Origin of the sequence: Pseudomonas bubulae (genome assembly GCF_900618535.1) — a bacterium.
Lineage (GTDB): Bacteria > Pseudomonadota > Gammaproteobacteria > Pseudomonadales > Pseudomonadaceae > Aquipseudomonas > Aquipseudomonas bubulae.
The window spans coordinates 149556-173921 of the sequence record NZ_UYJA01000005.1 but is presented as its reverse complement, the minus strand read 5'-3'; the positions used below and the strand labels follow the sequence as shown (position 1 = coordinate 173921).

Genomic DNA, 24366 nt, shown 5'->3' with positions numbered 1-24366 from the left:
AGCAGGCTTGCTCGCGATGCAAGCAACTCGGTCTGTCTGCTAAATCGAGTTGATGCCATCGCGAGCAAGCCCGCTCCCACACTGTTTTCAGAAGGGTTGGCATGTTCATCACAGGCCCTGATTCACTCCGCTTGGCGGTCAAATGGCCTCGCAGGGTGATCCTTTTAGAAAACGGGTGTATGATGCGGCAGCCGGGAAATTCCCGGCTTTTTTGCGTCTGCATGTTTGATTGTCCGAATGGCTGTTACAGCATCGGCAGAATTTTCGAGGAATGTGCGAGCCTGTCGTTCAGGCTTTTTTGCTGTGCGCGTTCAAGACGCAGCCACGTTCTGCTTTACTCAAGGCTCGCCTGCTGGCTGGCCGCCCGGATCACAGGGGAATGGCGTAATGGCAACGGTAGACCGCTGGCTTTTGCCAGATGGCATCGAAGAAGTACTTCCACCTGAAGCTGCCCGCATTGAAGTGGCGCGCCGTCAGGTGTTGGATCTGTTCCAGAGCTGGGGCTATGAGTTCGTCGTGACCCCGCATATCGAATACCTGGAGTCCCTGCTGACAGGGGCTGGCCAGGACCTCGACTTGCGTACCTTCAAGGTGATTGACCCGCAAACGGGTCGCCAGATGGGTTTTCGTGCCGACATCACGCCGCAAGTGGCGCGTATCGATGCGCATACCCTGCGTCGTGAAGGCCCGAGCCGTCTGTGCTACGCCGGCAGCGTGCTGCATGCTCAACCGCGTGCACTGTCATCCTCGCGCAGCCCGATCCAGCTGGGCGCCGAGTTGTATGGCGATGCAAGCCCGAGCAGCGATGTTGAAGTGATCAGCCTGATGCTGGCCATGCTGCAACTGGCCGATGTGCCGGATGTGCACATGGACCTGGGGCATGTTGGTATTTACCGTGGTCTGGCCCGTGCGGCCAACCTGTCGGTTGAAGTGGAACAACAATTGTTCGACGCCCTGCAACGCAAGGCGATCGACGAAGTAACGGCCTTGACCCAAGGCTTGCCGGCCGATTTGGCGGGCATGCTGCAGGCCTTGGTTGGTTTGTGTGGCGGTCACGAAGTTCTGGCTGCTGCGCGCGAGCGTCTGGCCAAGGCTCCGGCTCAAGTGCTGGCAGCTCTGGACGACCTGGTGGCGATTGCCGAAGGGTTGTCTGTGCGTTTCCCGCAGTTGCCGTTGTACTTTGACCTGGGCGAGTTGCGTGGGTATCACTACCACACAGGTGTAGTGTTTGCGGTATTTGTACCGGGCGTTGGGGACTCCATCGCCCAAGGCGGTCGTTATGACGACATTGGTGCTGTTTTCGGGCGTGCCCGGCCGGCAACCGGCTTTTCGACCGATTTGAAAACCCTGGTGACCCTGGGGCGTGCGGAAGTCAAGTTGCCGTCTGGTGGTATCTGGATGCCAGACAGCACCGATGCGGCACTCTGGCAGCAGGTTTGCCAGCTTCGCAGTGAAGGCCAGCGTGTGGTTCAGGCGTTGCCTGGGCAACAGCAGGCTGGTGCCCTGGAGGCAGACTGCGACCGCCAATTGATTCAGCAGAATGGCCTGTGGCAAGTAGTGCCGCTGGTTTCTTGAGTTTTCCTGCCGGCGGCTGCCGGCACCAAGTTTGCGCGAATGAGGACAAGTGTTATGGGTAAGAATGTCGTAGTCCTGGGCACCCAATGGGGTGATGAGGGCAAAGGCAAGATCGTTGATCTGCTGACCGAACATGCTGCCGCTGTAGTGCGTTACCAAGGTGGCCACAACGCTGGCCACACGCTGGTAATCGACGGCGAAAAAACCGTATTGCACCTGATTCCGTCGGGCGTGTTGCGCGAAGGCGTGCAATGCCTGATCGGCAACGGTGTCGTGGTTGCTCCCGACGCCCTGCTGCGTGAAATCATCAAGCTGGAAGAGAAAGGCGTACCGGTGCGCGAGCGCCTGCGTATCAGCCCGTCCTGCCCGCTGATCCTGTCGTTCCACGTGGCGCTGGACCAGGCCCGTGAAAAAGCCCGTGGCGAGCTGAAGATCGGTACGACCGGTCGCGGTATCGGCCCGGCTTACGAAGACAAAGTTGCCCGTCGTGGCCTGCGTGTTGGCGACCTGCTGAACATGCCGCGCTTTGAAGCCAAACTGCGTGAACTGGTGGATTACCACAACTTCATGCTGGTTGGTTACTACAAAGAGCCGGCTATCGACTTCGACAAGACCCTGGCCGAGTGCAAGGAATACGCCGAGCTGCTCAAGCCGTTGATGCTGGACGTGACAGCCGAGCTGCACGACCTGCGTCGCGCTGGCAAGGACATCATGTTCGAAGGCGCCCAGGGTTCGTTGCTGGACATCGACCACGGTACCTATCCGTACGTGACCAGCTCCAACACCACCGCTGGCGGCGTTGCGACCGGTTCGGGCGTTGGCCCGATGTTCCTGGACTACATCCTGGGCATCACCAAGGCTTACACCACTCGCGTAGGTTCGGGCCCGTTCCCGACTGAGCTGTTCGACGACGTTGGCGCTCACCTGGCCAAGCAAGGTCACGAGTTCGGTGCTACCACCGGCCGTGCCCGTCGTTGCGGCTGGTTCGACGCCGTTATCCTGCGTCGCGCTATCGATGTGAACAGCATCTCGGGCATCTGCCTGACCAAGCTGGACGTACTCGACGGTCTGGAAACCATCAACATTTGCGTTGGCTACAAAGACGCAAACGGTGTTGATGTTGCACCGACCGACGCTGACAGCTACGTAGGCCTGCAGCCTGTGTACGAAGAAGTGCCGGGCTGGACTGAATCGACCGTGGGTGCCAAAACCCTGGAAGAGCTGCCAGCCAACGCTCGCGCTTACATCACGCGCGTAGAAGAGCTGATCGGCGCTCCGATCGACATCATTTCGACTGGCCCGGACCGCAACGAGACCATCGTTCTGCGTCACCCGTTCGCTTAAGTCGCTGTTGATGTAAAACAAAAGGCCCTTCGGGGCCTTTTGTCGTTTCTGCCTGTTGTGCGGCACGACCCTTGCTGTGAAAACCGTCAATAAGCGTGCTATCAAAATAATGGCACCTAAGTGGAGGGTTTTCCGTGTCTGCCGTTCTCTCACTGTTACAAAGCCGTCTGCTGCGGCCTGTATTCGTTACCCTAGGTATCGCTCTTTTGGTGCAGGTTTTGGTGGCTGTTGCACTGACACGGAGCACGGTGACGGCGTTGGAGTCTGATCTGGATGCGCGTCTGGGGGCAGACAGCCAAAAGCTCACCGCGGAACTGGAGCAGGCCGGGCGTGAAGTTAAAAGCAGCCTTGATGCGTTGTCTGCCAGCACCCGGCAGCGTTTGACCGCGGGCCTGGAGCCACGCTTGAAAGACGAGCAAATGCAGCTCAGGCAATCGCTGGAGAAGAACCTGCAGGACTCGGCCAACGACATGGCGCAACTGCTGGCAGCTGTAGCGCCGCGTGCCATATGGGATAGCGACGTGCCCACGCTGTCCGATTTCGCCCGACGCGCTCAACGTAATCCTAATGTGTTATTCGTGGTGTACGACGATGCCACGGGGCAGCATCTGACCCGCTATCTCAATCGTGATAACCCGATCAACCAGGCGCTCTTGGCCAAGGGCAATGGCGAGCGGGCGCTGGATAAAGTGCTCGATGCGGCCCGCCATGATCCGTCTGTGTACTATCTCGAAGCCTCTATCAACCCCAATGGCGTCGAGATCGGCAAAGTGCTGATGGGGGTTTCCACCGCCTCGGTTGAGCAGGACCTGGCGGCCCTCGACCAGCGCTTTTCGACGTTGATAGCCAATAGCGGGCAACTGGTCGGCGAAAGCTTGCAAGGTGCTGCCAGCGACAGTTCGGCAGCACTGGGCGCGCGCCTGGAGTCGGCGCAGGCAGCGGCGGCGCAGATGCAGGCCAATACCGCGCAGACTGTGCGCGAGGCGGCGGACACCTTGCGCTGGCGTATTGGCATGGGGCTGGCGATTGTCGGATTTGGTGTGTTGCTGTTACTGGCGGTGGTGCTGGGGCGGCGGGTGGTCAACAAGTTGCTGCTGCTGATTGCCGCGCTGGATGACCTGGCCGCAGGCGAAGGCGATTTGACCAAGCGTGTAGGCCTGAACAGCAAGGATGAAATCGGCGATATGGCGGCGGCGGTTAACCGCTTTGTCGACAAGCTGCAGCCCATCGTGCGTGAGGCGGGTGATGTGGCGCAGCGCACCGGGGTCGAGATCGGTGTGATGACCCTGCGCAATGCCGGGGCCGATGCTGCCGCGCAGTTACAGCGCGATGAAGTAGCTCAAAGCCTGCATGCACTGTCGACCATGGCAGATGCAGCCCAGTCGGAAAGCCAGGCGATGCAGGCAGCGCTCAGGCAGGTGGTCGATATTCGTCAGGCTACTGATGAAAACACTCGCACCTCGGCCAAGGTCGGGGGGCTGATCGAGGCGCTGGCCGGGCAGGTGGGCGAGGGAGCCAAGGTGATCGAGCGTCTGGCGCAGCAAAGTGAGCAGATCGAAGTGGTGCTGACGGTGATTCACGGCATCGCCGAGCAAACCAATCTGCTGGCTTTGAACGCGGCCATTGAAGCCGCGAGGGCGGGGGAGACTGGGCGTGGTTTTGCTGTGGTAGCCGATGAAGTGCGGGCTCTGGCCAGCAAAACCCAAAGCTCTACCGGTGATATTCAGGCGCATATCGTGGCCTTGCAGCAGGGAGCCAGGGAAGCCGTGGCGGCCATTGGCCTGGCGGGGCGTCAGGCCGATGAGGGCCTGGCGGTGCTGCGCGGCAGCGTGCAGTTGCAAAAGACCATGCAGGTATCGGTCGAGCAGGTGCATAGCGCAATTGGTGATGCGACCAAAGCTGCCGAGCATCAGGCGCAAGGAGCGTATGCGGTGCGTGGGCGGGTGGAAGTGATCCATGCCCAGGCCGAGCGTGCGGCCGAGGCGGTGACCCAGACCACGGCCAGCGGCAAGGTGCTGGACGGGTTGGCGGCGCAGCTCAAGGCGAGTCTTGGGCAGTTCCGGGCGTAGAGAAGCGGGGCTGCCCCTGTGGGAGCGGGCTTGCTCGCGATGCGGGCAGCGCGGTGTATCTGCATGCCCCCGTCGATGCCATCGCGGGCAAGCCCGCTCCCACACGGGGTATGCTGGATCCGCTGTCAGCGGCTCAAATACATCCTGGTGGTGAGCAAGTACACCGGCAGCCCCGACACCAGAATCAACAACGCCGCATAAGGCGCCGCTGCCGCAAACTCGATATTCGAAGTATGCGACCACACTTGTGTTGCCAGGGTGTTCAGCCCGGTCGGACTCAGTAGCAAGGTGGCGGTCAATTCCTTCATCGCATCCAGAAACACCAGGGCAAAGGCCGCCCCCAGCGCGGGGAAGATAATCGGCAGGGTCACCCGGCAAAATGCCGTAAACGAAGTGGCGCCCAGGGTCCGTGCTGCTTCTTCCAGTTGCGGAGCCGCCTTGTTCAGCGCCGTGCGGATGGGTGCCTGTGCCAGTGGCAAAAACAGCAGCGCATAGGCAATCAGCAGCAATGCCGAAGTCTGGTACAGCGCCGGCACATAATGCAGGGCGAAGTAGACCAGCGCCAAGGCAATCACCAGCCCGGGCAGTGCATGTAACAGATATGGCAAACGCTCCGCCCAGATGGCCAGCGGGCCTTTGTAGCGCACCACCAGCAATCCGACCGGCACAGCCAGCACCAGGCACAGCGCCGCACCGCCCAGGGCCAGTGACAGCGACGAGAACAGAGCCTCGCCAATCTCGGCCAGCGGGAATGCTGCCGAGCTGCCCTTGATCAGCCAGTACGCCAGCATGCCCAGCGGGATGCCGCTGCCAATCACCGCCAGCGCCAGGCAATACAGTTGCCCCGGTAGCGACCACTTGCCCAGGTTCACTTGTTCCGCATGCCGTGCAGCGCCCTGGCCGATACGAATATGCCGGCCTTTGCCACGAACCTTAAGTTCCAGCCATAACAGGCTCAGGCACATCACCAGCAGCACCGCAGACAGCATCGCCGCATTGGCATTGCTGAACTCCAGCTCGAACTGCTGATAAATGGCTGTGGTAAAGGTCTGCAGGCCGATGATCGACAGCGCGCCGAATTCCACCAGCATATGCAGGGCAATCAGCAACGAGCCGGCCAGCAGCGAAGGCCAGAGCAGTGGCAGGGTGATCTTGAAAAACACCCCCCAGCGGTTCTGCCCCAGGGTTCGAGCCGACTCTTCAAGGGCTGGGTCGAGGTTGCGCAGGGTCGCCGCCACCGGCAGAAAGATCAGCGGGTACTTGGACAGGCTCATCACCAGAATGGCACCGCCCAGGCCCTCGAAACTGGCGCTGAGCGATACCCAGGTAAAGCTGCTGACAAACGCCGGCACGGCAAATGGCAGGCACAGGATCACGCCCCACAGGCGCCGCCCCGCCAGGTTGCTGCGCTCCAGCAGCCAGGCCAGGCTCAGGCCGACCAGCGCGCAGGTCAGTGTGACGCCGATCATCAGCAGCAAGGTGTTGCGCATCAGGCCAAAGACATAAGGCCGCCACAACAGGTGCAGGGCTTCAGACCACCCGGCTTGCCAGGCCTTTGTGCCGACATACAACAGCGGCAACAGGCTCAGGCCCACCAGTAGCAGTACGGGCAACAACAGCCAGATCGAAGGCTTTTTGCGAGTGGGCGTAAAGCGTGCAGGTTGAGCGGCTGACAACATCAGAGCAGGCCTACATCACGTTCAAGGTCCAGTGCTTCTTCAGCGTTACCCAGGTCGGCAGGCGTCACTTTCGGCGGTTGCAGCTCTTCAAACGGTTTGAGGCCGCGTTCCGAGACCATGCCTTTGCGCATCGGGTATTCAGCGGTGGTGTTGGTGATAACGCGCTGACCTTCTTCACTGGCCATGTAAGCCAGCAGTTGCTGGGCTTCCTTGGGGTGTTTGCTGGCCTTGATCACGCCGGCGCTGGACACGGTGATCAAACCGCCCGCATCACCATCGGTGAAGTAGTGCAGTTTGGAATCCAGCTGGCCTTTTTCGCGTTGCAGGGCAAACCAGTAGTAGTTGTTGACCAGTACTGCGGCGACTTCACCGTTTTCTACGGCTTTGAGTGCCACCATGTTGTTGGTGTAGGTCTTGCCAAACGCACGCAGTCCGGTCAGCCATTCTTCGGCGGCATCGCGCCCGTGCAGCTTGATGATTGCTACGGCCTGTTCCTGGAAGGCACCGCTGGTGGGTACAAAGCCGATCTTGCCTTGCCATTGCGGGTCAGCGAAATCCAGAACCGACTTGGGCAACTGGTCTTCGCTGATCTTTTTCGGATTGAAGGCGACAACGCGGGTACGCGCAGTCACGCCGATCCAGGTGCCATTGGCGGCCACGTACTCTTTGGGCAGCGCTTGCAGGGTGCTGTCATCGGCCTTGGCCAGAAAGCCCTGTTCGCCCAGGCTGTTCAGAGGCGGCGACTCTTCGGCGTAGAACACGTCCGCAGGCGAGCGATCGCCTTCTTCCATGATCTGGCTGGCCAGCTGGTTGCTGCTGCCTTTGCGCACATTGACGTGAATGCCGGTCTTGGCTTCAAAGGCGGCAGCGAGGTTGTCGCCGACCTCTTTGTGCTGGCCGTTGTACAGGGTCAGCGTCACAGGATCGGCAGCGTAGGCGGCGGGAGCAAGCAGGGTCAGGCCAAGTGTTGCGATGGACAAACTGCGCAGTAGAAATGTCGCAAGCTGGGTATTTCGGAGCATCATTCGCTGGTTTCCTCGCTTGGGTACTACAAAACTTGTAACAATAATAAACGATATCGTTTCTCAAGTGCGCTTGACCCAGCGTCCAATTGCACCAGTGCGACGAAATGTGATGCTGCCGGCCTGTTCTGCTTTTGTGGGAGCGGGCTTACCCGCGATGGGTATGCTGCCGTTTTACCGGTACACCGTGTCGCCTGCATCGCGAGCAAGCCCGCTCCCACAAAGTCAGGCGCTGCCTACAGTGTGTCGAGAAAGCTGCGCAAGGCCCGCAGTTCGTCCTTGTCCATGTTCAGCGCCTTGAGCCGGTCGCTGGTGCGTGGGAACAACGGGTCGTTGACCTGTTGCGCGTTGGGGCGCGGGCGGGGCATGCCCATGTTGTAGAACGCCAGCGTGCCTTCCATGTTCACAAACAGGCCGTTGTGCATCCACGGTGCGGTTTTCATCACCAGGCGCAATGACGGCGTACGAAATGCCCCCACGTCTTCTGGTTTGCGCGTTACTTCGTAGCGCCCGAGGTCTTCGTATTTACGCCCGTAGTAACTCAGGCCGACGTTATGAAACTGCTCGTCGCTCAGCGCCGGGCCGAAGTGGCAGTTCATGCAGCGTGCCTTGGTGCGAAACAGATGCAGGCCATAGAGCTGCTCATCGCTCATGCGTTGCGGGCGCCCGCGCAGCAGTTGCTCGAAGGCGGTGTTGCGCGTGGCGCTGACCAGCGTACGCTGAAAGGTGGCCAGGGCCTGGGCGGTTTGCTGTGGGGTGATCGGGCCTGGCCCGAAAACTTGTGCAAACTCCTCCCGGTAAGCGCTATCGGTATTGAGCCGTTGCAGCAGTTGCGGGATATCAAAGGCCATTTCCACCGGGTCGACGATGGGGTGCATGGCTTGCTGTTCCAGAGTGCCACCGCGCCCGTCCCAGAACAGCGCCGGGCTGTAGCCGCTCATTACCAGGCTGGGGGCATTGCGTCGGCCGCTCTGGCGGTCATGCCCGAACGAGACGCGGCGGCCATCGGCAAAGGCCATATCGGCTTCATGGCACGAAGCGCAGGCGATTTGCCCGGAGCGCGAGAGCTTGGGGTCGTTGAACAGTTTTTTGCCCAACTCGGCCTTGGCTTCGCTGAACGGGTTATCCGGCGGTGCGGGGGCGTGGGCGGGCAGGGCGGCCATTTCCTGCCATTGCACATCGGCATCTACCTGGGGTGCGGGCCATTGGGCGACGGGCTGGCGGTATTGTTGGGCGATGCAGGTTTTATAGTCGGCGGCCTGTTCGTCGCAGGCGACTGCGTTCAGGGTCAGGGTGCCCAGGGTCAGGCCGAGGAACAGGGTCTTCAAAATTTATACCCCACTTCCAGCATGAACTGACGGCCGACTTCATAGTTGAGTACGCCGTTGGTGTCGGTGGAGCTGACAATGGTCTTGTCCAGCAGGTTGCTGACGTCGAGATTGACGAATACGGCCTGATCCTTGGCGGTGGGCATCTCCCAGGCCACACGGGTGTCCCATGTCAGTGCCCCGGAGAACGGAGTTTCTTCCCAGACATGGACACTGCTGCCTTCGTGCTCGACCGTTTTGTTGGTGGAGGCAATGCGCCGGTAGCCGTCGCGATAACGCAGGAAGTTGGTCCAGGTCAGGTGCAGGGGCTCGACTTCGGTCACGGTGGTCAGGCGCGCGGTCCAGGGGCGGTTGTAGTTGCTGGCGGGCATGTCGGAATACTTCATGAACTTGCCGTCGTACTGGATCGTCGGGTCTTCTACGTAGATAGCGCCGATGCTGGCACTGTAGCTGGACAGACCGGTGTTGTTGATCTTGCTCCAGTCCATCGCAAACTGCGCAGTGGTGCGGGTGCTGCCCAGATTGAAGGGTTGCAGGGGGGTGATGCTCAGGGTGTAGATGTCGGCGTCGCTTTTGCCGCCGTTGTAGTAGGTGTAGTAGTTGGCAGCCAGGGTCGAGGTGTCTTCGGACGGTTCGCCGATTTGCGCGCCCCAGGCGCGGCTGATCTGGTCGCGCCCCTTACGGTTGACGTACTTGACGGCGAACTCGGTGTTCCATTGCACGTGGCTCAGGCCCAGGGTCAGTTCGTCGTCGTAAGGCACTTTGAGCTGGTTGAATTTGCTGTCATTGGCGATGTGCTTGCTCAGCTCCCAGTCAGACGTCTGCGTCTTGCGGGTGTATTCGGTGCTCATCGAGGCAATACCGTCGCGCAGGCGATAGGCGTAAAGGTTGCGTCCGTAGTAACGGTTGGCGCCGGCAGTGAGGCGGGTCTTGCCATCGCCAAACACGTCCAGCTCGGTGGCCAGGCGCGGGGCGAAGGTGATCTGATTCATATAGTTGTCGCCGTCCACCCGGATGCCGGGCCTGACGGTGAGGCGCTTGTAGTGCATTTCGTCTTGCAGATACAGCGCCCATGAACGCGTGTCGAAGGCAATTTTGCCCTGGGTAACGGTCATCTTGTTCGCATACTGGCCAGGCCAGCCATTGATCGTGGGCGCCATTGAGCACAGCGGGTCATTGCCGGTGCATGACGTGGCCTTGTCCACCGCATAGCTGCTGTAGGGTGTGCCGCGCTCATAGCTGGCCGAGTTCTGCGACAGCTCCAGGCCAGTTTGCAGCGAATGATCCACACCCAGCCATTTGAAGCTGTTCCAGTCGGCCTTGAGTTTGTAGGCCAGGGTTTTTTGGGTTTCTTCGATATCGCCAAAACCGCCTTCGGTGGCGAATGCCGAGGTGCTCCAGTCACGGCTGGCCGAAGTTCGCCAGAGGATCATGTAGTCGCGGTCGGAATAGCGTGAGGTATTCAGCTCGCTCCAGCTCAGGTTCTGCTCAACCCGGGCCAGGGGCGCGTTCCACACCAGGCGCGTACTGATACTGTCGCCACCGGCATCCATATCGCGGCCGGACACCAGCGAGTTGGGGCCGTAGGTGCGGGCGGTTTCCGGCGCGTGGGTCAGGGTGGTATCGAGCTTCCAGTCTTCGTTGATCTGCCAGGTGGCCTTGAGGAAGTAGTTGTCGATGCGCCGCGATTGTTCTTCGGTCTCCATTGCCGTTTCGGTCTGGTTGGCCACGGAAAACAGGCGGGTCGGCATGGTGGATTCTTTACGCGAGAAGGTGCCCAGCAAGCCGAAGTTGTCGGTCAGGTGGCCTTCGAGGGTGGCGCGGGTGATGACTTTTTCGAAGTCGGGCTGGTAGTTGTTGCCAAAGCCGGCCTTGAAGTTCTCCAGGTCCGGGTCGTCTTTGTTCAGGTGATAGCGGGTCCACTCGGAGCGGGTCATTTGTACCGACACCTTGCCGTGCAGTTCCTTGCGGGGGTCGCGGGTATTGGCTTCGACTACACCGCCATTGAAGCCGCCAAATTCTACCGGCACGTTACTGTCGTAGACCTTGATGTTTTCCAGCAGGTCGGTGTCCAGCGCCAGGCCCTGGCTGCGCCCCGGTATCTCATCGAAGTCGTCGTTGCTGTTGCCCGGGTCCAGGTCGTTGTTCATGCTCATGCCGTCAACGATAAACAGGTTCTGCCAGGGCCGTGCGCCGTTGATGCTGATATCGGCGGGGGCGATTTCCCCCGGGTTTTTGCTGCTCAACTGGCTGTTGTCGAACTGCACGTTGGGGTTGGTGCGCAGCAGGCTGGTGATATCACCGTTGCCCGAGGGCAGGTCCTCGATCATCTGCCGGTCGATCACCTGTTCGCCCTGGAACACCGGCTCCATCGCCGTGATGGGGGTACTTTTGATTTGCAGTACATCGCTTTGGGCGGGCGGCAGGATTGAGGCGCTGTCAGACGAGGTCACTTCCCATTGCATGCCCGTGCCGCGCAACAGGTGGGCCAGGGCTTTTTCGGGGCTGGTGCTGGCATCGACTGGCGAGCTGGTCAGGCCGTTGAGCACGGTGCTTTCCGCGCTGACCTGCCAGCCTGACTGCTGGGAAAACGCAATCAGGGCGCTGGCCAAAGGCTGGGCCGGGATCTGGAAGTGCAGTTGTTGACGGCTGATTGACGTGTCGGCTGCCGGGCTGGCAGCGATGGCCAGTGCGGGCAGGCCGAGCAACAGGGCCAGGGACAACGATCGATAGCGAGCAACACTGACACAACGCAAACGCGAAGAAGGCATGAGGTGACCTACGAAATGAAACGCCATAGTCACTAATGCGAATCTTTATCAGTGACGTTCGTAGGTAAAGACTCCCGGGCCTTCAGGATTTCCAGAAATAAGTGAAAATAGTTTCCTTAACGCAAGCCCGCGCCCGCAGGGAGGCTCAGGGCTTGGTCGAGACGATCAGGGTGTAGGGCACGCTGTCCTGCAGGCGTCCGCCCAATGGGGCAATGGCGGTTTGCAGTGCGCGTTTGGGGTCGCGCAGGTTCAGGGCTGCGGTGATGCGTCGTTGCCCCAGCGCCTTGTCCGTCAGCAGAATCAGGCCCGGCTGATAGCGGCGCAACTGTGTGATCACGTCATCGATCGATTGATCGACCGCCACCAGCTGCCAGCGACGCCAGGGCGCGATTTGCTCCTGGGGCAATTGCACGATGCGCGTGCGCTGGCCGTTTGCAGTGAAGTGCAGTTGGTCGCCATGGCCCAGCAGGTGCGTGGCCGAAACCGATGCTTGCGGCGTTTGTACCGCAACCGTGCCGCTCTCGACGCTGACGTCGACGCCGTTGTCGTCCAGGTTGACCGCAAACGCGGTGCCGGTCACCCGAACCCGCACGTCACCGGCGTTGACGTAGAAGGCGCGGTTGGCATCGTGGGTCACCGAGAAAAAGGCCTGGCCACGCAATAGCGTGACTTCTCGCTGATCGGGGTTGAACTGCACATCGGCAAGCGTATTGCTGTCGAGAAGCATCTGGCTGCCATCGCTGAGCGCCACTGTGCGGTGTTCGCCGGTGGGGCTGCGGTGGTCGGCTTGCATCGCCTGCCAGTCGGGGCCCCACATCAGCAGGGCGCTGGCGGCCACGGCGGCGCCGACCAGTGCGCGTTTGCGCCGGCTCAGGCGCTGGGGTGGGCGTGCCATCGGCGGGGCCGGTGCTGTTGTCGCCGGCAGGGTGAGCGCCTCGCCGCTCAGGCTCCAGACCTTGAGCGCCTTGCGATAAGCCGCGTCGTGCTCAGGGGCGCTGGCGCGCCAGTGGTTCAGGCGTTCGGTCAGTTCGGAGTCGTGAGGGTTCTCCTGGATCAGCAGCAGCCAGTCCAGTGCGGTTTCCCAGATCGGGTTCGGGGGCGGTTTTTCAGTCATCACTCAGTTGTTCCGCGCAGTAGGTCAGGGCGTCGCGGACCAATTGGTGGGCCAGGCTCACGGATATGCCAAGTTGCGTGCCGATTTGCTGAAACGTCAGGCCTTGCAGGCGATGCAATACGAATGCCTGGCGCGTGCGCTCCGGCAGGCGGGACAAAGCATGTTGCAATTTGCGCAATTCGTCCACATGCAAGGCTTGCTGCTCGGGCGAAGGCGCGTTGGAAATGTGTTCGTCCAATGATTCGCTATGGGTGGTGTGGCGGTTTTCCAGGGTTGCCCGGCGATTGAGGTCAAAGGCCAGGTTGCGCACGATACGGTAAAGATAGCCCACCGGTTGTGTCAGCGGGGCGAGGTTGTCCGCGCCCTGGCTGAAGCGCAGCCAGGCGTCTTGAACCACATCTTCTGCCTTGGCCCGGCAGCCCACGATGGGGGCGGCATAGTCGACCAGGGCGATACGATGCGTCAGGTAAAGCTGGAGCCTGTCATTGGTGTCGGGCACGGGTATCCAGGAGGATGAGCCAGGGATCTGAAGTTGGCCGGATATTAATGCGGATGAGATAGATTATCAAATACGACCTTTAGGCCGCAGATAAAAGGTATCGAAGAGGGCAGGAAGGAATCCCGGAAACTAAAAAGCCCGCTTTCGCGGGCTTTTTGAGTGGTTACACAGGGTGAACCTGTAAACCTGAATTGGTGCCCAGAAGAAGACTCGAACTTCCACGACCTTGCGGTCACCAGCACCTGAAGCTGGCGTGTCTACCAATTTCACCATCTGGGCAGTATCAGCAACGTTGCCGCTGTTGATGTGGCGCATAATACGTAGAGCTTTTCGATCTGTAAACCCCTGTTTTAATTTTATTAAATCAGGGGCTTAGCTGACCCGGAATGCAAAAACCCGCTTTCGCGGGTTTTTGTGTGAGGCTGAAGAGTGTACTACTCTGCAATCTCGAATTGGTGCCCAGAAGAAGACTCGAACTTCCACGACCTTGCGATCACCAGCACCTGAAGCTGGCGTGTCTACCAATTTCACCATCTGGGCAGTATCTTCAACGCTGTTGCCGTTGTTGATGGCGCGCATCTTACGGACGAACCTTTGACCTGTAAAGCGTTGTGTTTAAAAATAGTGAAAATATTTCGCGAACGGTTGGTCGACAGCAGCAAAGCGCGTCAGAAAGGACTAATAAGGCCCAGTGTGTGCCTGAAATTTCCCGTTTCAATACGCGTATGCCAAACTAACCCGCATATAGACAAGGTGAAAACTATCTAATGGCCGATTGGCAGACCCTCGATCCCGAGGCCGCACGTGAAGCGGAAAAATACGAAAACCCTATCCCTAGCCGCGAACTGATCCTTCAGCACCTGGCCGAGCGTGGCTCGCCTGCTGCTCGTGAACAGTTGGTGGAAGAGTTCGGTCTGACCACAGAAGACCAAATCGAGGCCTTGCGCCGTCGCCTGCGTGCGATGGAGCGCGATGCCCAACTGATTTACACCCGCCGTGGCACTTACGCGCCGGTGGACAAGCTCGACCTGATTCTCGGCCGTATCAGTGGCCACCGCGATGGCTTCGGCTTCCTGGTTCCGGACGACGGCAGCGACGACCTGTTCATGAGCCCTGCGCAAATGCGCCTGGTGTTCGATGGCGACCGTGCGCTGGCCCGTGTTTCGGGGCTGGACCGTCGTGGTCGTCGTGAAGGCGTGATCGTCGAAGTGGTTTCCCGTGCTCACGAAACCATCGTGGGTCGCTACTTTGAAGAAGGTGGTATTGGCTTCGTAGTGGCCGACAACCCGAAGATCCAGCAAGAAGTGCTGGTAACCCCGGGTCGCAACGCTGGCGCAAAAATCGGTCAGTTCGTCGAAGTGAAGATTACTCACTGGCCTACGCCGCGTTTCCAGCCGCAAGGCGATGTACTGGAGGTTGTAGGCAACTACATGGCTCCGGGCATGGAAATCGATATTGCCCTGCGTACTTACGACATTCCTCACGTATGGCCGGAAGCTGTGCTTAAGGAAGCAAGCCGTCTGAAGCCGGAAGTCGAAGAGAAAGACAAAGAGAAGCGCATCGACCTGCGTCATCTGCCGTTCGTCACCATTGACGGCGAAGATGCTCGCGACTTCGATGACGCCGTATTCTGCGAAGCCAAGCCTGGCAAGCTGCGCCTGTTCTCCGGCGGCTGGAAGTTGTACGTGGCAATTGCCGACGTCTCCAGCTACGTGAAAATCGGTTCGGCCCTGGATGCCGAAGCCCAGGTTCGCGGCAACTCGGTGTACTTCCCTGAGCGCGTGATCCCGATGCTGCCTGAGCAGCTGTCCAACGGCCTGTGCTCGCTGAACCCGAAAGTCGACCGTTTGGCCATGGTTTGCGAGATGACCATCTCCAAAACCGGCGAAATGACCGACTATCAGTTCTACGAAGCGGTGATCCATTCCCAGGCACGTCTGACCTACAACAAGGTCAGCACTATTCTGGAGCAGCCGAAAACCAGCGAGGCCAAGCAACTGCGCAGCGAATACGCTGATGTGGTGCCGCACCTCAAGCAGTTGTACTCGTTGTACAAGGTGTTGCTGGCAGCTCGTCATACCCGTGGCGCGATTGATTTTGAAACCCAGGAAACCCGGATCATCTTCGGTTCCGATCGCAAAATTGCCGATATTCGCCCGACCACCCGTAACGATGCGCACAAGCTGATTGAAGAGTGCATGCTGGCGGCCAACGTGGCCACCGCCGAGTTCCTCAAGAAGCACGAGATTCCTGCGCTGTATCGTGTCCACGATGGTCCGCCGCCGGAGCGTCTGGAAAAACTGCGTGCGTTCCTCGGTGAGCTGGGCCTGAGCCTGCACAAAGGTAAAGATGGTCCGTCGCCGAAGGATTACCAGGCATTGCTGGCCAGCATCAAGGACCGTCCGGATTTCCACCTGATCCAGACCGTAATGCTGCGTTCGTTGAGCCAGGCGGTATACAGCTCCGATAACCAGGGCCACTTCGGCCTGAATTATGAAGCCTATACCCACTTCACCTCGCCGATTCGTCGCTACCCTGACCTGTTGACCCACCGTGCGATCCGCAGCGTGATCCATTCCAAGATGGATACCCCGCACGTTCGCCGTGCTGGTGCGATGACCATTCCGAAAGCGCGCATCTATCCGTACGACGAAGCGATCCTGGAGCAGCTCGGCGAGCAGTGCTCCATGAGCGAGCGCCGTGCCGACGAAGCCACCCGCGATGTGACCAACTGGCTCAAGTGCGAGTTCATGAAGGATCGCGTAGGCGAGTCGTTCCCTGGCGTGGTAACGGCAGTGACCGGTTTTGGCCTGTTCGTGGAACTGACCGATATCTATGTTGAAGGTCTGGTTCACGTAACTGCCTTGCCGGGCGACTACTACCACTTCGACCCTGTGCATCACCGCCTGGCGGGCGAGCGCACCGGTCGCAGCTTCCGCTTGGGTGATACCGTTGAAGTGCGGGTCATGCGCGTCGATCTCGACGAGCGCAAGATCGACTTCGAAATGGCGGAAAAAACCCTCAGTGCGCCGATTGGTCGTAAAAATCGTACTGCTGATGCGCCTAAAACCAGGAATGCAGGCAAGGCCGGTACCAAGCCGACTGAAAAGCCGGTTGAGCCAGCCCCGGCTGCACGTCGCAGTGCGCCGGCCAAGCCCGCTAAAAAATCCTCGGATGATGCTTATCGCCCAAGCGATGCTGCGGCAAAAAACGCCGAGCTGCGCAAAAGCCGTGAACTGAAACAGGCGCTGCTGGCCGAATCGAAAAGCGGCGGTCGGACATCGGAGCCGGGAAAGTCGGGTAGGGGGGCGCCTGCAAAAGATGCGGGCAAGCCTTCCAAGCCGAGCAAACATCGTAAAGGCCCGCCAAAATCGGGCACCGCTCCAGCCGCCAAAAGCGGCGGGGCGCGCAAACCTAAGGCCAAGTCATGAGTCTGGAAAAAATCTATGGCGTGCATGCCGTAGAAGCATTGCTGCGTCACCATCCCAAGCGCGTCAAGCAGGTATGGCTGGCAGAAGGTCGCAGTGATCCGCGTGTACAAACGCTGATCGAGCTGGCCAACGAAAACCGTGTGGCTGTCGGCCAGGCCGAGCGTCGTGAAATGGACGTCTGGGTCGAAGGCGTGCACCAGGGTGTGGTGGCGGACGTGAGTCCGAGCCAGGTCTGGGGCGAAGCCATGCTCGACGAGCTGCTCGATCGCACTGAAGGTGCCCCGTTGTTGCTGGTACTGGACGGCGTGACCGATCCCCACAACCTGGGTGCTTGCCTGCGCTCGGCGGATGCTGCCGGTGCGCTGGCTGTTATCGTGCCCAAGGACAAATCTGCAACGCTGACGCCGACGGTACGAAAAGTAGCCTGCGGTGCAGCGGAAGTTATTCCGTTGGTTGCCGTGACCAACCTGGCGCGTACCCTGGAGAAGCTCCAGCAGCGCGGCTTGTGGGTTGTCGGTACGGCCGGTGAGGCTGAAGTCAGTATCTATGACCAGGACCTGACCGGCCCGACCATCCTGATCATGGGTGCAGAAGGCAAGGGCATGCGTCGCCTGACCCGTGAGCACTGTGATTACCTGGTCAAGCTGCCGATGGCCGGCAGCGTCAGCAGCCTGAACGTTTCGGTGGCGACAGGTGTTTGCCTGTTCGAAGCCCAGCGTCAGCGCGGCGCCAAGGCCAAGACTTCTTCTAAGAAGAAGTAAGCTGGCTGGCTGTTAAATGTGGGAGCGGGCTTGCTCGCGATGCGTATCACGCGGTGTCTCTGGATGACCGCAGCGATGCCATCGCGAGCCAGCCCGCTCCCACATTGGTTTGTGGCGTATACAAGTAAAGATTGTTCAAATAATCACCAATTGCCTTGCGCCTCCGTTGTCCCTTCTCTACAATTGCGCCCCTTGCCGTCATGGCGGGCGCATATGTGCCTCTCTAGGCAAGACACACAAGTGTCATTCACTCCTTGTCTGACCGCTTTTTAGTTAGCGGCAGGCTACAACCCGTAAGGAGCATTCATGCGTCATTACGAAATCATCTTTTTGGTCCACCCGGATCAAAGCGAACAAGTCGGCGGCATGGTAGAGCGTTACACCAAGCTGATCGAAGAAGACGGCGGCAAAATCCACCGTCTGGAAGATTGGGGCCGTCGTCAACTGGCCTACGCAATCAACAATGTTCACAAGGCTCACTACGTGATGCTGAACGTTGAGTGCACTGGCAAAGCCCTGGCTGAGCTGGAAGACAACTTCCGTTACAACGATGCTGTGATCCGTAACCTGGTCATCCGTCGCGACGAAGCCGTAACTGGCCAGTCCGAGATGCTCAAGGCTGAAGAGAACCGCAGTGAGCGCCGTGAGCGTCGTGACCGTCCTGAGCATTCTGACAGCGCCGATGGCGATGACAGCGATAACAGCGACGCCAGCGATAACGCTGACGAGTAATCCACGGACCTTTTGAGGAGCCAATTACATGGCACGTTTCTTCCGTCGTCGTAAATTCTGCCGCTTCACCGCAGAAGAAGTGAAAGAGATCGATTACAAGGATCTCAACACTCTGAAAGCTTACGTATCCGAGACCGGCAAAATTGTTCCAAGCCGTATCACCGGTACTAAAGCTCGTTATCAGCGTCAGCTGGCCACCGCTATCAAGCGCGCCCGCTTCCTGGCCCTGCTGGCCTACACCGACAGCCACGGCCGCTGAGACCGGGCAGTCGACAAGTAGTAAAGGATTGAAAGCATGCGCGCCTTAGCTGAGTTCATCATGCGAGGCCGTGTGCAGGCCACGTTAATCGTGGCCGGATGTGCGGCATTGCCGTTCTTGTTCTGGTTGAGTGCTGCTGCAGGTAGCCTGGTGCTTCTGCGGCGCGGTCCGAGAGATGCCTTGAGCATTCTCTCATGGGCGTTACTGCCGGCCTTGGTCTGGTGGTTTATCGGAGAGCCCCGCACCCTTATGGTGCTGCTGGGAACTCTGGGGCTGGCGTTGATGTTACGCGCCGGTCAGTCCTGGAATCGCGTGCTGCTGGTCAGCGTAGCGTTGGGTGTGGTGTATGGCGTGGTCCTGGGTACGGTTTTCCGCGAACCCATTGGTGCAATGGCGCAGGAGTTGGAAAAACTTCTGCCGCAGGTCCTCAATGGTCTCTACGACAAGTTATCTGACGTAGAGCGAGCGCGCCTTGGAGCACTGATTGCACCCGTCCTCACCGGTTTGATTGCAGCTTTGATGCAGGTCGTCAGCGTGCTGAGCCTGATACTTGGGCGTTATTGGCAGGCGTTGTTGTATAACCCGGGTGGTTTTGCCAGCGAATTTCGCAGCATCCGCCTACCGCTGGGACCAGCGCTCGTATTGCTGGCGTGCATGCTTGTAGGGCCGAACTTCGGTCCCGAAATGGCCATGCTTACGCCGTTGTGCAGCGTAGCGTTGTTCTTCGCCGGGCTGGCCCTGATTCATGGGCTGGTGGCGCAAAAGCGACTGGCCAAGTTCTGGCTGGTGGGGTTGTACGTCACGCTGTTGCTGTTTATGCAGCTGATCTATCCGTTGCTCGTGGTCTTGGCCATTGTCGACAGCCTGATTGATTTTCGCGGACGTCTGGCGCCGAAAGGCACCGATAAAGACTCTGCGGACGGTGAAGGTTAAAAGTTAAGAGGATTTTCACATGCAACTGATCCTTCTGGAAAAAGTCGCGAACCTGGGCAACCTGGGCGACAAAGTAAATGTTAAGGCCGGTTACGGTCGTAACTACCTGCTGCCGTACGGCAAAGCTACCGCTGCAACCGCTGCCAACCTGGCTGCGTTTGAAGAGCGTCGTGCTGAGCTGGAACAAGCTGCTGCAGACAAAAAAGCTTCGGCTGAAACACGCGCTGCCCAACTGGCTGAGCTGGAAGTGACTATCACTGCCACCGCTGGCGACGAAGGCAAGCTGTTCGGCTCGATCGGCACTCACGACATCGCTGATGCACTGACCGCCTCCGGCGTTGAAGTTGCAAAAAGCGAAGTTCGTCTGCCGAACGGCACTATCCGCAACGTTGGCGAATTCGACGTGGCTGTGCACCTGCACGCCGAAGTTGAAGCAACCGTACGCGTTGTTGTGGTAGCTGCTTAAGCAGTCTTAACTGACTGGCACCTTGTGTGCCGGACGGTTAACATCGGGCACGATCCTGTTTACAGGTCGTGCCCTTTGTCTTTCTGCAGATCCTGATTTTCAAACTAATTCCAAGTGGCCATGAACGATATCTCCGCTCCTGAGCAATACGATCTACAAACCGCAGCCCTGAAGGTGCCTCCGCATTCCATCGAGGCCGAACAGGCTGTGCTCGGTGGTTTGATGCTGGACAACAACGCCTGGGAACGCGTGCTGGATCAGGTTTCGGACGGTGATTTTTATCGACATGACCACCGCCTGATCTTCCGCGCCATTGCCAAGCTGGCAGACCAGAACTCCCCGATTGACGTCGTGACCCTTGCCGAGCAACTGGACAAGGAAGGTCAGACTTCGCAGGTGGGCGGCCTGGGCTACCTCGGTGAACTGGCAAAAAATACGCCGTCGGTCGCCAACATCAAGGCCTACGCCCAGATCGTGCGTCAGCGTGCGACGTTGCGTCAGCTTATCGGTATCAGCACCGAAATCGCCGACAGTGCATTCAACCCGGAAGGGCGCAGCGCCGAAGAAATCCTCGATGAGGCCGAGCGCCAGATCTTTGCCATTGCCGAGGCCCGGCCAAAAACCGGTGGCCCGGTGAGCGTCAATGATCTGTTGACCAAAGCCATCGACCGTATCGACACGCTGTTCAACACCGACAACGCCATCACCGGCCTGTCCACCGGTTACACCGACCTCGATGGCATGACCAGCGGCTTGCAGCCTGCGGACTTGATTATCGTCGCCGGTCGTCCATCGATGGGTAAAACCACCTTTGCGATGAACCTGGTTGAAAACGCCGTATTGCGCAGCGAGAAAGCGGTACTGGTTTACTCCCTCGAGATGCCAGGTGAATCGCTGATCATGCGTATGCTGTCATCGCTGGGTCGCATCGACCAGACCAAGGTCCGGGCCGGTCGCCTCGAAGACGACGATTGGCCGCGCCTGACTTCGGCGGTCAACCTGCTCAATGACCGTAAACTGTTTATCGACGATACCGCGGGCATCAGCCCCTCGGAAATGCGCGCCCGTACCCGGCGACTGGTGCGTGAGCACGGCGATATCGGCTTGATCATGATCGACTACCTGCAATTGATGCAGATCCCGGGTTCCGGCGGTGACAACCGTACCAACGAAATCTCCGAGATTTCCCGCTCCCTCAAGGCGCTGGCCAAGGAATTCAACTGCCCGGTAGTCGCGCTGTCACAGCTCAACCGTTCCCTGGAGCAGCGGCCCAACAAGCGCCCGATCAACTCCGACTTGCGTGAATCCGGAGCCATCGAGCAGGACGCCGACGTCATCATGTTCGTGTACCGGGACGAGGTGTACCACCCCGAGACCGAGCACAAGGGCATTGCCGAGATCATCATCGGCAAGCAGCGTAACGGCCCGATCGGCACCACGCGCCTGGCGTTTATCGGCAAATACACGCGCTTCGAAAACCTGGCGCCAGGCAGTTACAACTTCGACGACGATTAACCTGTCCGGCTTCTGTGGGAGCTGGCCTGCCAGCGATAGCATCGACGCGGTCAATCAGATAGATCGCGCCGCCTGAATCGCGAGCAAGCTCGCTCCCACAGACAATATGCCTGCGCCAATCAATTCCGACCATTGCCGTCGGAATTGGTCATTTTTTGTGCTATATTCCGCGCCCGCGAATTTCTTAGTAAATGCCGCGCCCCCTTTTTTGCACTCAACACCGGTCATCGACATGCAATCAGCCAAGCCTCTATTTGACTATCCGAAGTACTGGGCCGAATGTTTCGGCCCAGCACCATTCCTGCCCATGAGCAGGGAGGAGATGGATCAGCTTGGCTGGGATTCATGCGACATCATCATCGTGACGGGTGATGCCTATGTCGATCACCCGTCATTTGGCATGGCCATCATTGGTCGCTTGTTGGAGTCCCAGGGTTTCCGTGTGGGCATCATTGCCCAGCCGAACTGGCAGTCCAAAGACGACTTTATGAAGCTGGGCGAGCCGAACCTGTTCTTCGGCGTTGCCGCCGGCAACATGGACTCGATGATCAACCGCTACACCGCTGACAAAAAGATCCGTTCCGATGACGCCTACACCCCCGGTGGCATGGCAGGCAAACGTCCGGATCGCGCCAGTCTGGTGTACAGCCAGCGCTGCAAGGAAGCCTACAAAAACGTACCGATCGTACTCGGCGGTATCGAAGCTTCGTTGCGCCGTATCGCGCATTACGACTACTGGCAGGACCGCGTACGCAATTCGATCCTGATCGACGCCTGTGCCGATATCCTGTTGTACGGCAACGCCGAGCGCGCCATCGTCGAAGTGGCCCAGCGTCTGTCCTACGGCCACAAAGTCGAAGACATCACCGATGTGCGCGGCACCGCGTTCATTCGTCGCGATACGCCAAAAGACTGGTATGAAGTCGACTCCACGCGTATTGACCGTCCGGGCAAGATCGACAAGATCATCAACCCGTACGTCAACACCCAGGACACCCAGGCCTGCGCCATCGAGCAGGAAAAGGGCCCGGTTGAAGACCCGAACGAAGCCAAGGTCGTGCAGATCCTGGCCAGCCCGCGCATGACCCGTGACAAGACGGTCATCCGTCTGCCATCGGTCGAGAAAGTACGTGCTGATGCGGTGCTGTATGCCCACGCCAACCGCGTGCTGCACCTTGAAACCAACCCGGGCAACGCCCGTGCGCTGGTGCAAAAGCACGGCGAAGTGGATGTATGGTTCAACCCGCCACCGATCCCGATGACCACTGAAGAAATGGACTACGTGTTTGGCATGCCTTACGCACGTATTCCCCATCCTGCGTACGGCAAGGAAAAAATCCCGGCCTATGACATGATCCGTTTCTCGGTGAACATCATGCGGGGCTGCTTTGGTGGCTGCACCTTCTGCTCGATCACCGAGCACGAAGGGCGCATCATCCAGAACCGTTCCGAAGAATCGATCATTCGCGAGATCGAAGAGATCCGCGACAAGGTGCCAGGCTTTACCGGGGTTATTTCCGACCTTGGCGGCCCGACCGCGAACATGTACCGCATCGCCTGCAAAACGCCAGAAATCGAATCCGCGTGCCGCAAGCCGTCCTGCGTTTTCCCGGGCATCTGCCCGAACCTGAACACCGACCACTCGTCGCTGATTCAGCTTTACCGCAGCGCCCGTGCCTTGCCGGGCGTGAAGAAAATCCTGATCGCTTCCGGTCTGCGTTACGACCTTGCCGTCGAGTCGCCGGAATACGTGAAGGAACTGGTCACCCACCACGTCGGTGGTTACCTGAAGATCGCCCCGGAACACACCGAGGAAGGTCCGCTCAACCAGATGATGAAGCCGGGCATTGGCAGCTATGACAAGTTCAAGCGCATGTTCGAGAAGTACACCAAGGAAGCAGGCAAAGAGCAGTACCTGATCCCGTACTTCATTGCCGCTCACCCCGGCACTAAAGACGAAGACATGATGAACCTGGCCATCTGGCTCAAGACCAACGGTTTCCGTGCCGACCAGGTGCAGGCGTTCTACCCGTCGCCGATGGCTACCGCCACCGCGATGTACCACTCGGGCAAGAACCCGCTGCGCAAGGTCACGTACAAGAGCGACTCGGTGACCATCGTCAAGAGCGAGGAGCAGCGCCGCCTGCACAAGGCGTTCCTGCGCTATCACGACCCGAAAGGCTGGCCGATGCTGCGTGAGGCGCTGACCCGCATGGGCCGTGCCGACCTGATCGGTTCGGGCAAGGACCAGTTGATCCCGTTGCATCAGCCGGCGACCGACAGTTACCAGAGTGCCCGTCGCAAAAACTCGACGCCTGCCGGTAGCCACAAGGTCGCGGGTGAGAAGACCACCAAGATCCTGACCCAGCACACTGGCCTGCCGCCGCGTGCCAGTGATGGTGGCAACCCGTGGGACAAGCGTGAACAGGCCAAGGCTGCTGCGTTTGCCCGCAACAAGCAGGCCGCCAAGGAGCGCCAGGAAGCAGCCAAGGGCGGCAAGAGCCAGCGCCCGGCCCGCAAGCCGGTAGTGCCGCGCTAAGCCTGCCCTTGTAGATACTCTGTTGCAGGTCAAGCCCTATTGTGGGAGCGAGCCTGCTCGCGAACGACCTTCGCGAGCAGGCTCGCTCCCACAGTTGCAGTGTTCCTTCGGCAGCTGCTACGGTTTTGCGTAAATTGCAGTAAATCAACGCCAGCCTTAGGGCTGGCGTTGTGCTTTCTGCGCGCTGAGAGGCCTGCCACGGGTTTGTAGGCTGTTTGCTGTCGCGGAAGTAAGGGAATGAGGTTGGAAGCGTCTGAGGGCGTTCAGGCTAACTGCGAGGATCAGCAGGCGGGCTGCTGATCCTGATCACAGATCCTGTGGGCCGGGTT

The 24366-nt window shown here is 59.3% G+C and carries 17 protein-coding genes, 2 tRNA genes and 1 pseudogene; 12 read left to right on the top strand and 8 right to left on the bottom strand.

Annotated features, from left to right (window positions below; all coding sequences use genetic code 11):
- The first annotated feature begins 387 nt into the window (after nt 1-387).
- The 4 genes and pseudogenes from PPTH39_RS18130 to PPTH39_RS23890 all read left to right on the top strand — a co-directional run bounded on the left by PPTH39_RS18130 (nt 388) and on the right by PPTH39_RS23890 (nt 4988).
- On the top strand, nt 388-1575 hold the full coding sequence (locus PPTH39_RS18130) for an ATP phosphoribosyltransferase regulatory subunit (RefSeq protein ID WP_095000956.1): 1188 nt from the start codon (nt 388-390) through the stop codon (nt 1573-1575).
- 54 nt (nt 1576-1629) lie between these two features.
- The gene (locus tag PPTH39_RS18125) at nt 1630-2919 is read left to right on the top strand and encodes an adenylosuccinate synthase (protein WP_016783309.1); all 1290 of its coding nucleotides are present in this window, start codon (nt 1630-1632) and stop codon (nt 2917-2919) included.
- Between the two features lie 419 nt (nt 2920-3338).
- Nucleotides 3339-4082: pseudogene (locus PPTH39_RS23895) on the top strand (methyl-accepting chemotaxis protein); the annotation flags it as partial.
- A 21-nt stretch (nt 4083-4103) separates the two neighbouring features.
- A complete protein-coding gene (locus PPTH39_RS23890; protein WP_370688628.1) occupies nt 4104-4988 on the top strand; it encodes a methyl-accepting chemotaxis protein in 885 nt (294 codons plus the stop codon).
- Nucleotides 4989-5113: 125 nt separating this feature from the next.
- Here the strand turns inward: PPTH39_RS23890 and PPTH39_RS18115 are convergent, their stop codons facing one another.
- The 8 genes from PPTH39_RS18115 to PPTH39_RS18080 form a co-directional block, all read right to left on the bottom strand.
- On the bottom strand, nt 5114-6667 hold the full coding sequence (locus PPTH39_RS18115; protein ID WP_095017680.1) for an ABC transporter permease: 1554 nt from the start codon (nt 6665-6667) through the stop codon (nt 5114-5116).
- Nucleotides 6667-7692, bottom strand: a complete 1026-nt coding sequence (locus PPTH39_RS18110) for an iron ABC transporter substrate-binding protein (RefSeq protein WP_095000959.1) — start codon at nt 7690-7692, stop codon at nt 6667-6669. Before PPTH39_RS18110 ends, PPTH39_RS18115 begins: the two co-directional genes overlap by 1 nt.
- A 233-nt stretch (nt 7693-7925) precedes the next feature.
- Nucleotides 7926-9017 (bottom strand): cytochrome-c peroxidase, encoded by a 1092-nt coding sequence (locus PPTH39_RS18105; protein ID WP_232527657.1) that lies wholly within the window; start codon nt 9015-9017, stop codon nt 7926-7928.
- Complete coding sequence (locus PPTH39_RS18100) at nt 9014-11788, bottom strand: TonB-dependent receptor (protein WP_232527656.1); 2775 nt, start codon at nt 11786-11788, stop codon at nt 9014-9016. Before PPTH39_RS18100 ends, PPTH39_RS18105 begins: the two co-directional genes overlap by 4 nt.
- 145 nt (nt 11789-11933) lie before the next feature.
- Complete coding sequence (locus PPTH39_RS18095; protein WP_130872272.1) at nt 11934-12902, bottom strand: FecR family protein; 969 nt, start codon at nt 12900-12902, stop codon at nt 11934-11936.
- Nucleotides 12895-13401: a sigma-70 family RNA polymerase sigma factor gene (locus PPTH39_RS18090; protein ID WP_095017676.1), complete on the bottom strand. Its 507-nt coding sequence runs from the start codon at nt 13399-13401 to the stop codon at nt 12895-12897. Before PPTH39_RS18090 ends, PPTH39_RS18095 begins: the two co-directional genes overlap by 8 nt.
- Nucleotides 13402-13593: 192 nt before the next feature.
- A tRNA-Leu gene (locus PPTH39_RS18085) sits at nt 13594-13680 on the bottom strand.
- 174 nt (nt 13681-13854) lie between these two features.
- Nucleotides 13855-13941 (bottom strand) — tRNA-Leu (locus PPTH39_RS18080).
- A gap of 227 nt (nt 13942-14168) precedes the next feature.
- Here PPTH39_RS18080 and rnr point away from each other — a divergent pair.
- The 8 genes from rnr (at nt 14169) to PPTH39_RS18040 (ending at nt 24037) form a co-directional block, all read left to right on the top strand.
- Complete coding sequence (gene rnr / locus PPTH39_RS18075; protein ID WP_095000963.1) at nt 14169-16832, top strand: ribonuclease R; 2664 nt, start codon at nt 14169-14171, stop codon at nt 16830-16832.
- A complete protein-coding gene (rlmB, locus tag PPTH39_RS18070) occupies nt 16829-17593 on the top strand; it encodes a 23S rRNA (guanosine(2251)-2'-O)-methyltransferase RlmB (protein ID WP_095000964.1) in 765 nt (254 codons plus the stop codon). The genes rnr and rlmB overlap by 4 nt, the downstream gene beginning before the upstream one ends.
- A gap of 306 nt (nt 17594-17899) precedes the next feature.
- Nucleotides 17900-18325 (top strand): 30S ribosomal protein S6, encoded by a 426-nt coding sequence (gene rpsF / locus PPTH39_RS18065; protein ID WP_003439045.1) that lies wholly within the window; start codon nt 17900-17902, stop codon nt 18323-18325.
- A 28-nt stretch (nt 18326-18353) separates the two neighbouring features.
- Nucleotides 18354-18584: a 30S ribosomal protein S18 gene (gene rpsR, locus PPTH39_RS18060; protein ID WP_003171373.1), complete on the top strand. Its 231-nt coding sequence runs from the start codon at nt 18354-18356 to the stop codon at nt 18582-18584.
- A gap of 36 nt (nt 18585-18620) precedes the next feature.
- A complete protein-coding gene (locus PPTH39_RS18055; protein WP_095000965.1) occupies nt 18621-19517 on the top strand; it encodes a YybS family protein in 897 nt (298 codons plus the stop codon).
- A 19-nt stretch (nt 19518-19536) separates the two neighbouring features.
- Entirely contained in the window at nt 19537-19983 is a 447-nt protein-coding gene (gene rplI, locus PPTH39_RS18050) for a 50S ribosomal protein L9 (protein ID WP_003439047.1), read from the top strand.
- Nucleotides 19984-20103: 120 nt separating this feature from the next.
- On the top strand, nt 20104-21498 hold the full coding sequence (gene dnaB / locus PPTH39_RS18045; RefSeq protein WP_016783319.1) for a replicative DNA helicase: 1395 nt from the start codon (nt 20104-20106) through the stop codon (nt 21496-21498).
- A gap of 232 nt (nt 21499-21730) precedes the next feature.
- Nucleotides 21731-24037, top strand: coding sequence for a YgiQ family radical SAM protein (locus PPTH39_RS18040; RefSeq protein WP_095000967.1), 2307 nt, complete (start codon nt 21731-21733; stop codon nt 24035-24037).
- The last annotated feature ends 329 nt before the right edge of the window (nt 24038-24366 follow it).

Bases quoted from the DNA above. Each gene is read 5' to 3' on its own strand.
- PPTH39_RS18130 (WP_095000956.1), top strand. From the start codon at position 388: ATGGCAACGGTAGACCGCTGGCTTTTGCCAGATGGCATCGAAGAAGTA.
- PPTH39_RS18125 (WP_016783309.1), top strand. From the start codon at position 1,630: ATGGGTAAGAATGTCGTAGTCCTGGGCACCCAATGGGGTGATGAGGGC.
- PPTH39_RS23890 (WP_370688628.1), top strand. From the start codon at position 4,104: ATGGCGGCGGCGGTTAACCGCTTTGTCGACAAGCTGCAGCCCATCGTG.
- PPTH39_RS18115 (WP_095017680.1), bottom strand. From the start codon at position 6,667: ATGTTGTCAGCCGCTCAACCTGCACGCTTTACGCCCACTCGCAAAAAG.
- PPTH39_RS18110 (WP_095000959.1), bottom strand. From the start codon at position 7,692: ATGATGCTCCGAAATACCCAGCTTGCGACATTTCTACTGCGCAGTTTG.
- PPTH39_RS18100 (WP_232527656.1), bottom strand. From the start codon at position 11,788: ATGCCTTCTTCGCGTTTGCGTTGTGTCAGTGTTGCTCGCTATCGATCG.
- PPTH39_RS18095 (WP_130872272.1), bottom strand. From the start codon at position 12,902: ATGACTGAAAAACCGCCCCCGAACCCGATCTGGGAAACCGCACTGGAC.
- rnr (WP_095000963.1), top strand. From the start codon at position 14,169: ATGGCCGATTGGCAGACCCTCGATCCCGAGGCCGCACGTGAAGCGGAA.
- rlmB (WP_095000964.1), top strand. From the start codon at position 16,829: ATGAGTCTGGAAAAAATCTATGGCGTGCATGCCGTAGAAGCATTGCTG.
- rpsF (WP_003439045.1), top strand. From the start codon at position 17,900: ATGCGTCATTACGAAATCATCTTTTTGGTCCACCCGGATCAAAGCGAA.
- rpsR (WP_003171373.1), top strand. From the start codon at position 18,354: ATGGCACGTTTCTTCCGTCGTCGTAAATTCTGCCGCTTCACCGCAGAA.
- PPTH39_RS18055 (WP_095000965.1), top strand. From the start codon at position 18,621: ATGCGCGCCTTAGCTGAGTTCATCATGCGAGGCCGTGTGCAGGCCACG.
- rplI (WP_003439047.1), top strand. From the start codon at position 19,537: ATGCAACTGATCCTTCTGGAAAAAGTCGCGAACCTGGGCAACCTGGGC.
- dnaB (WP_016783319.1), top strand. From the start codon at position 20,104: ATGAACGATATCTCCGCTCCTGAGCAATACGATCTACAAACCGCAGCC.
- PPTH39_RS18040 (WP_095000967.1), top strand. From the start codon at position 21,731: ATGCAATCAGCCAAGCCTCTATTTGACTATCCGAAGTACTGGGCCGAA.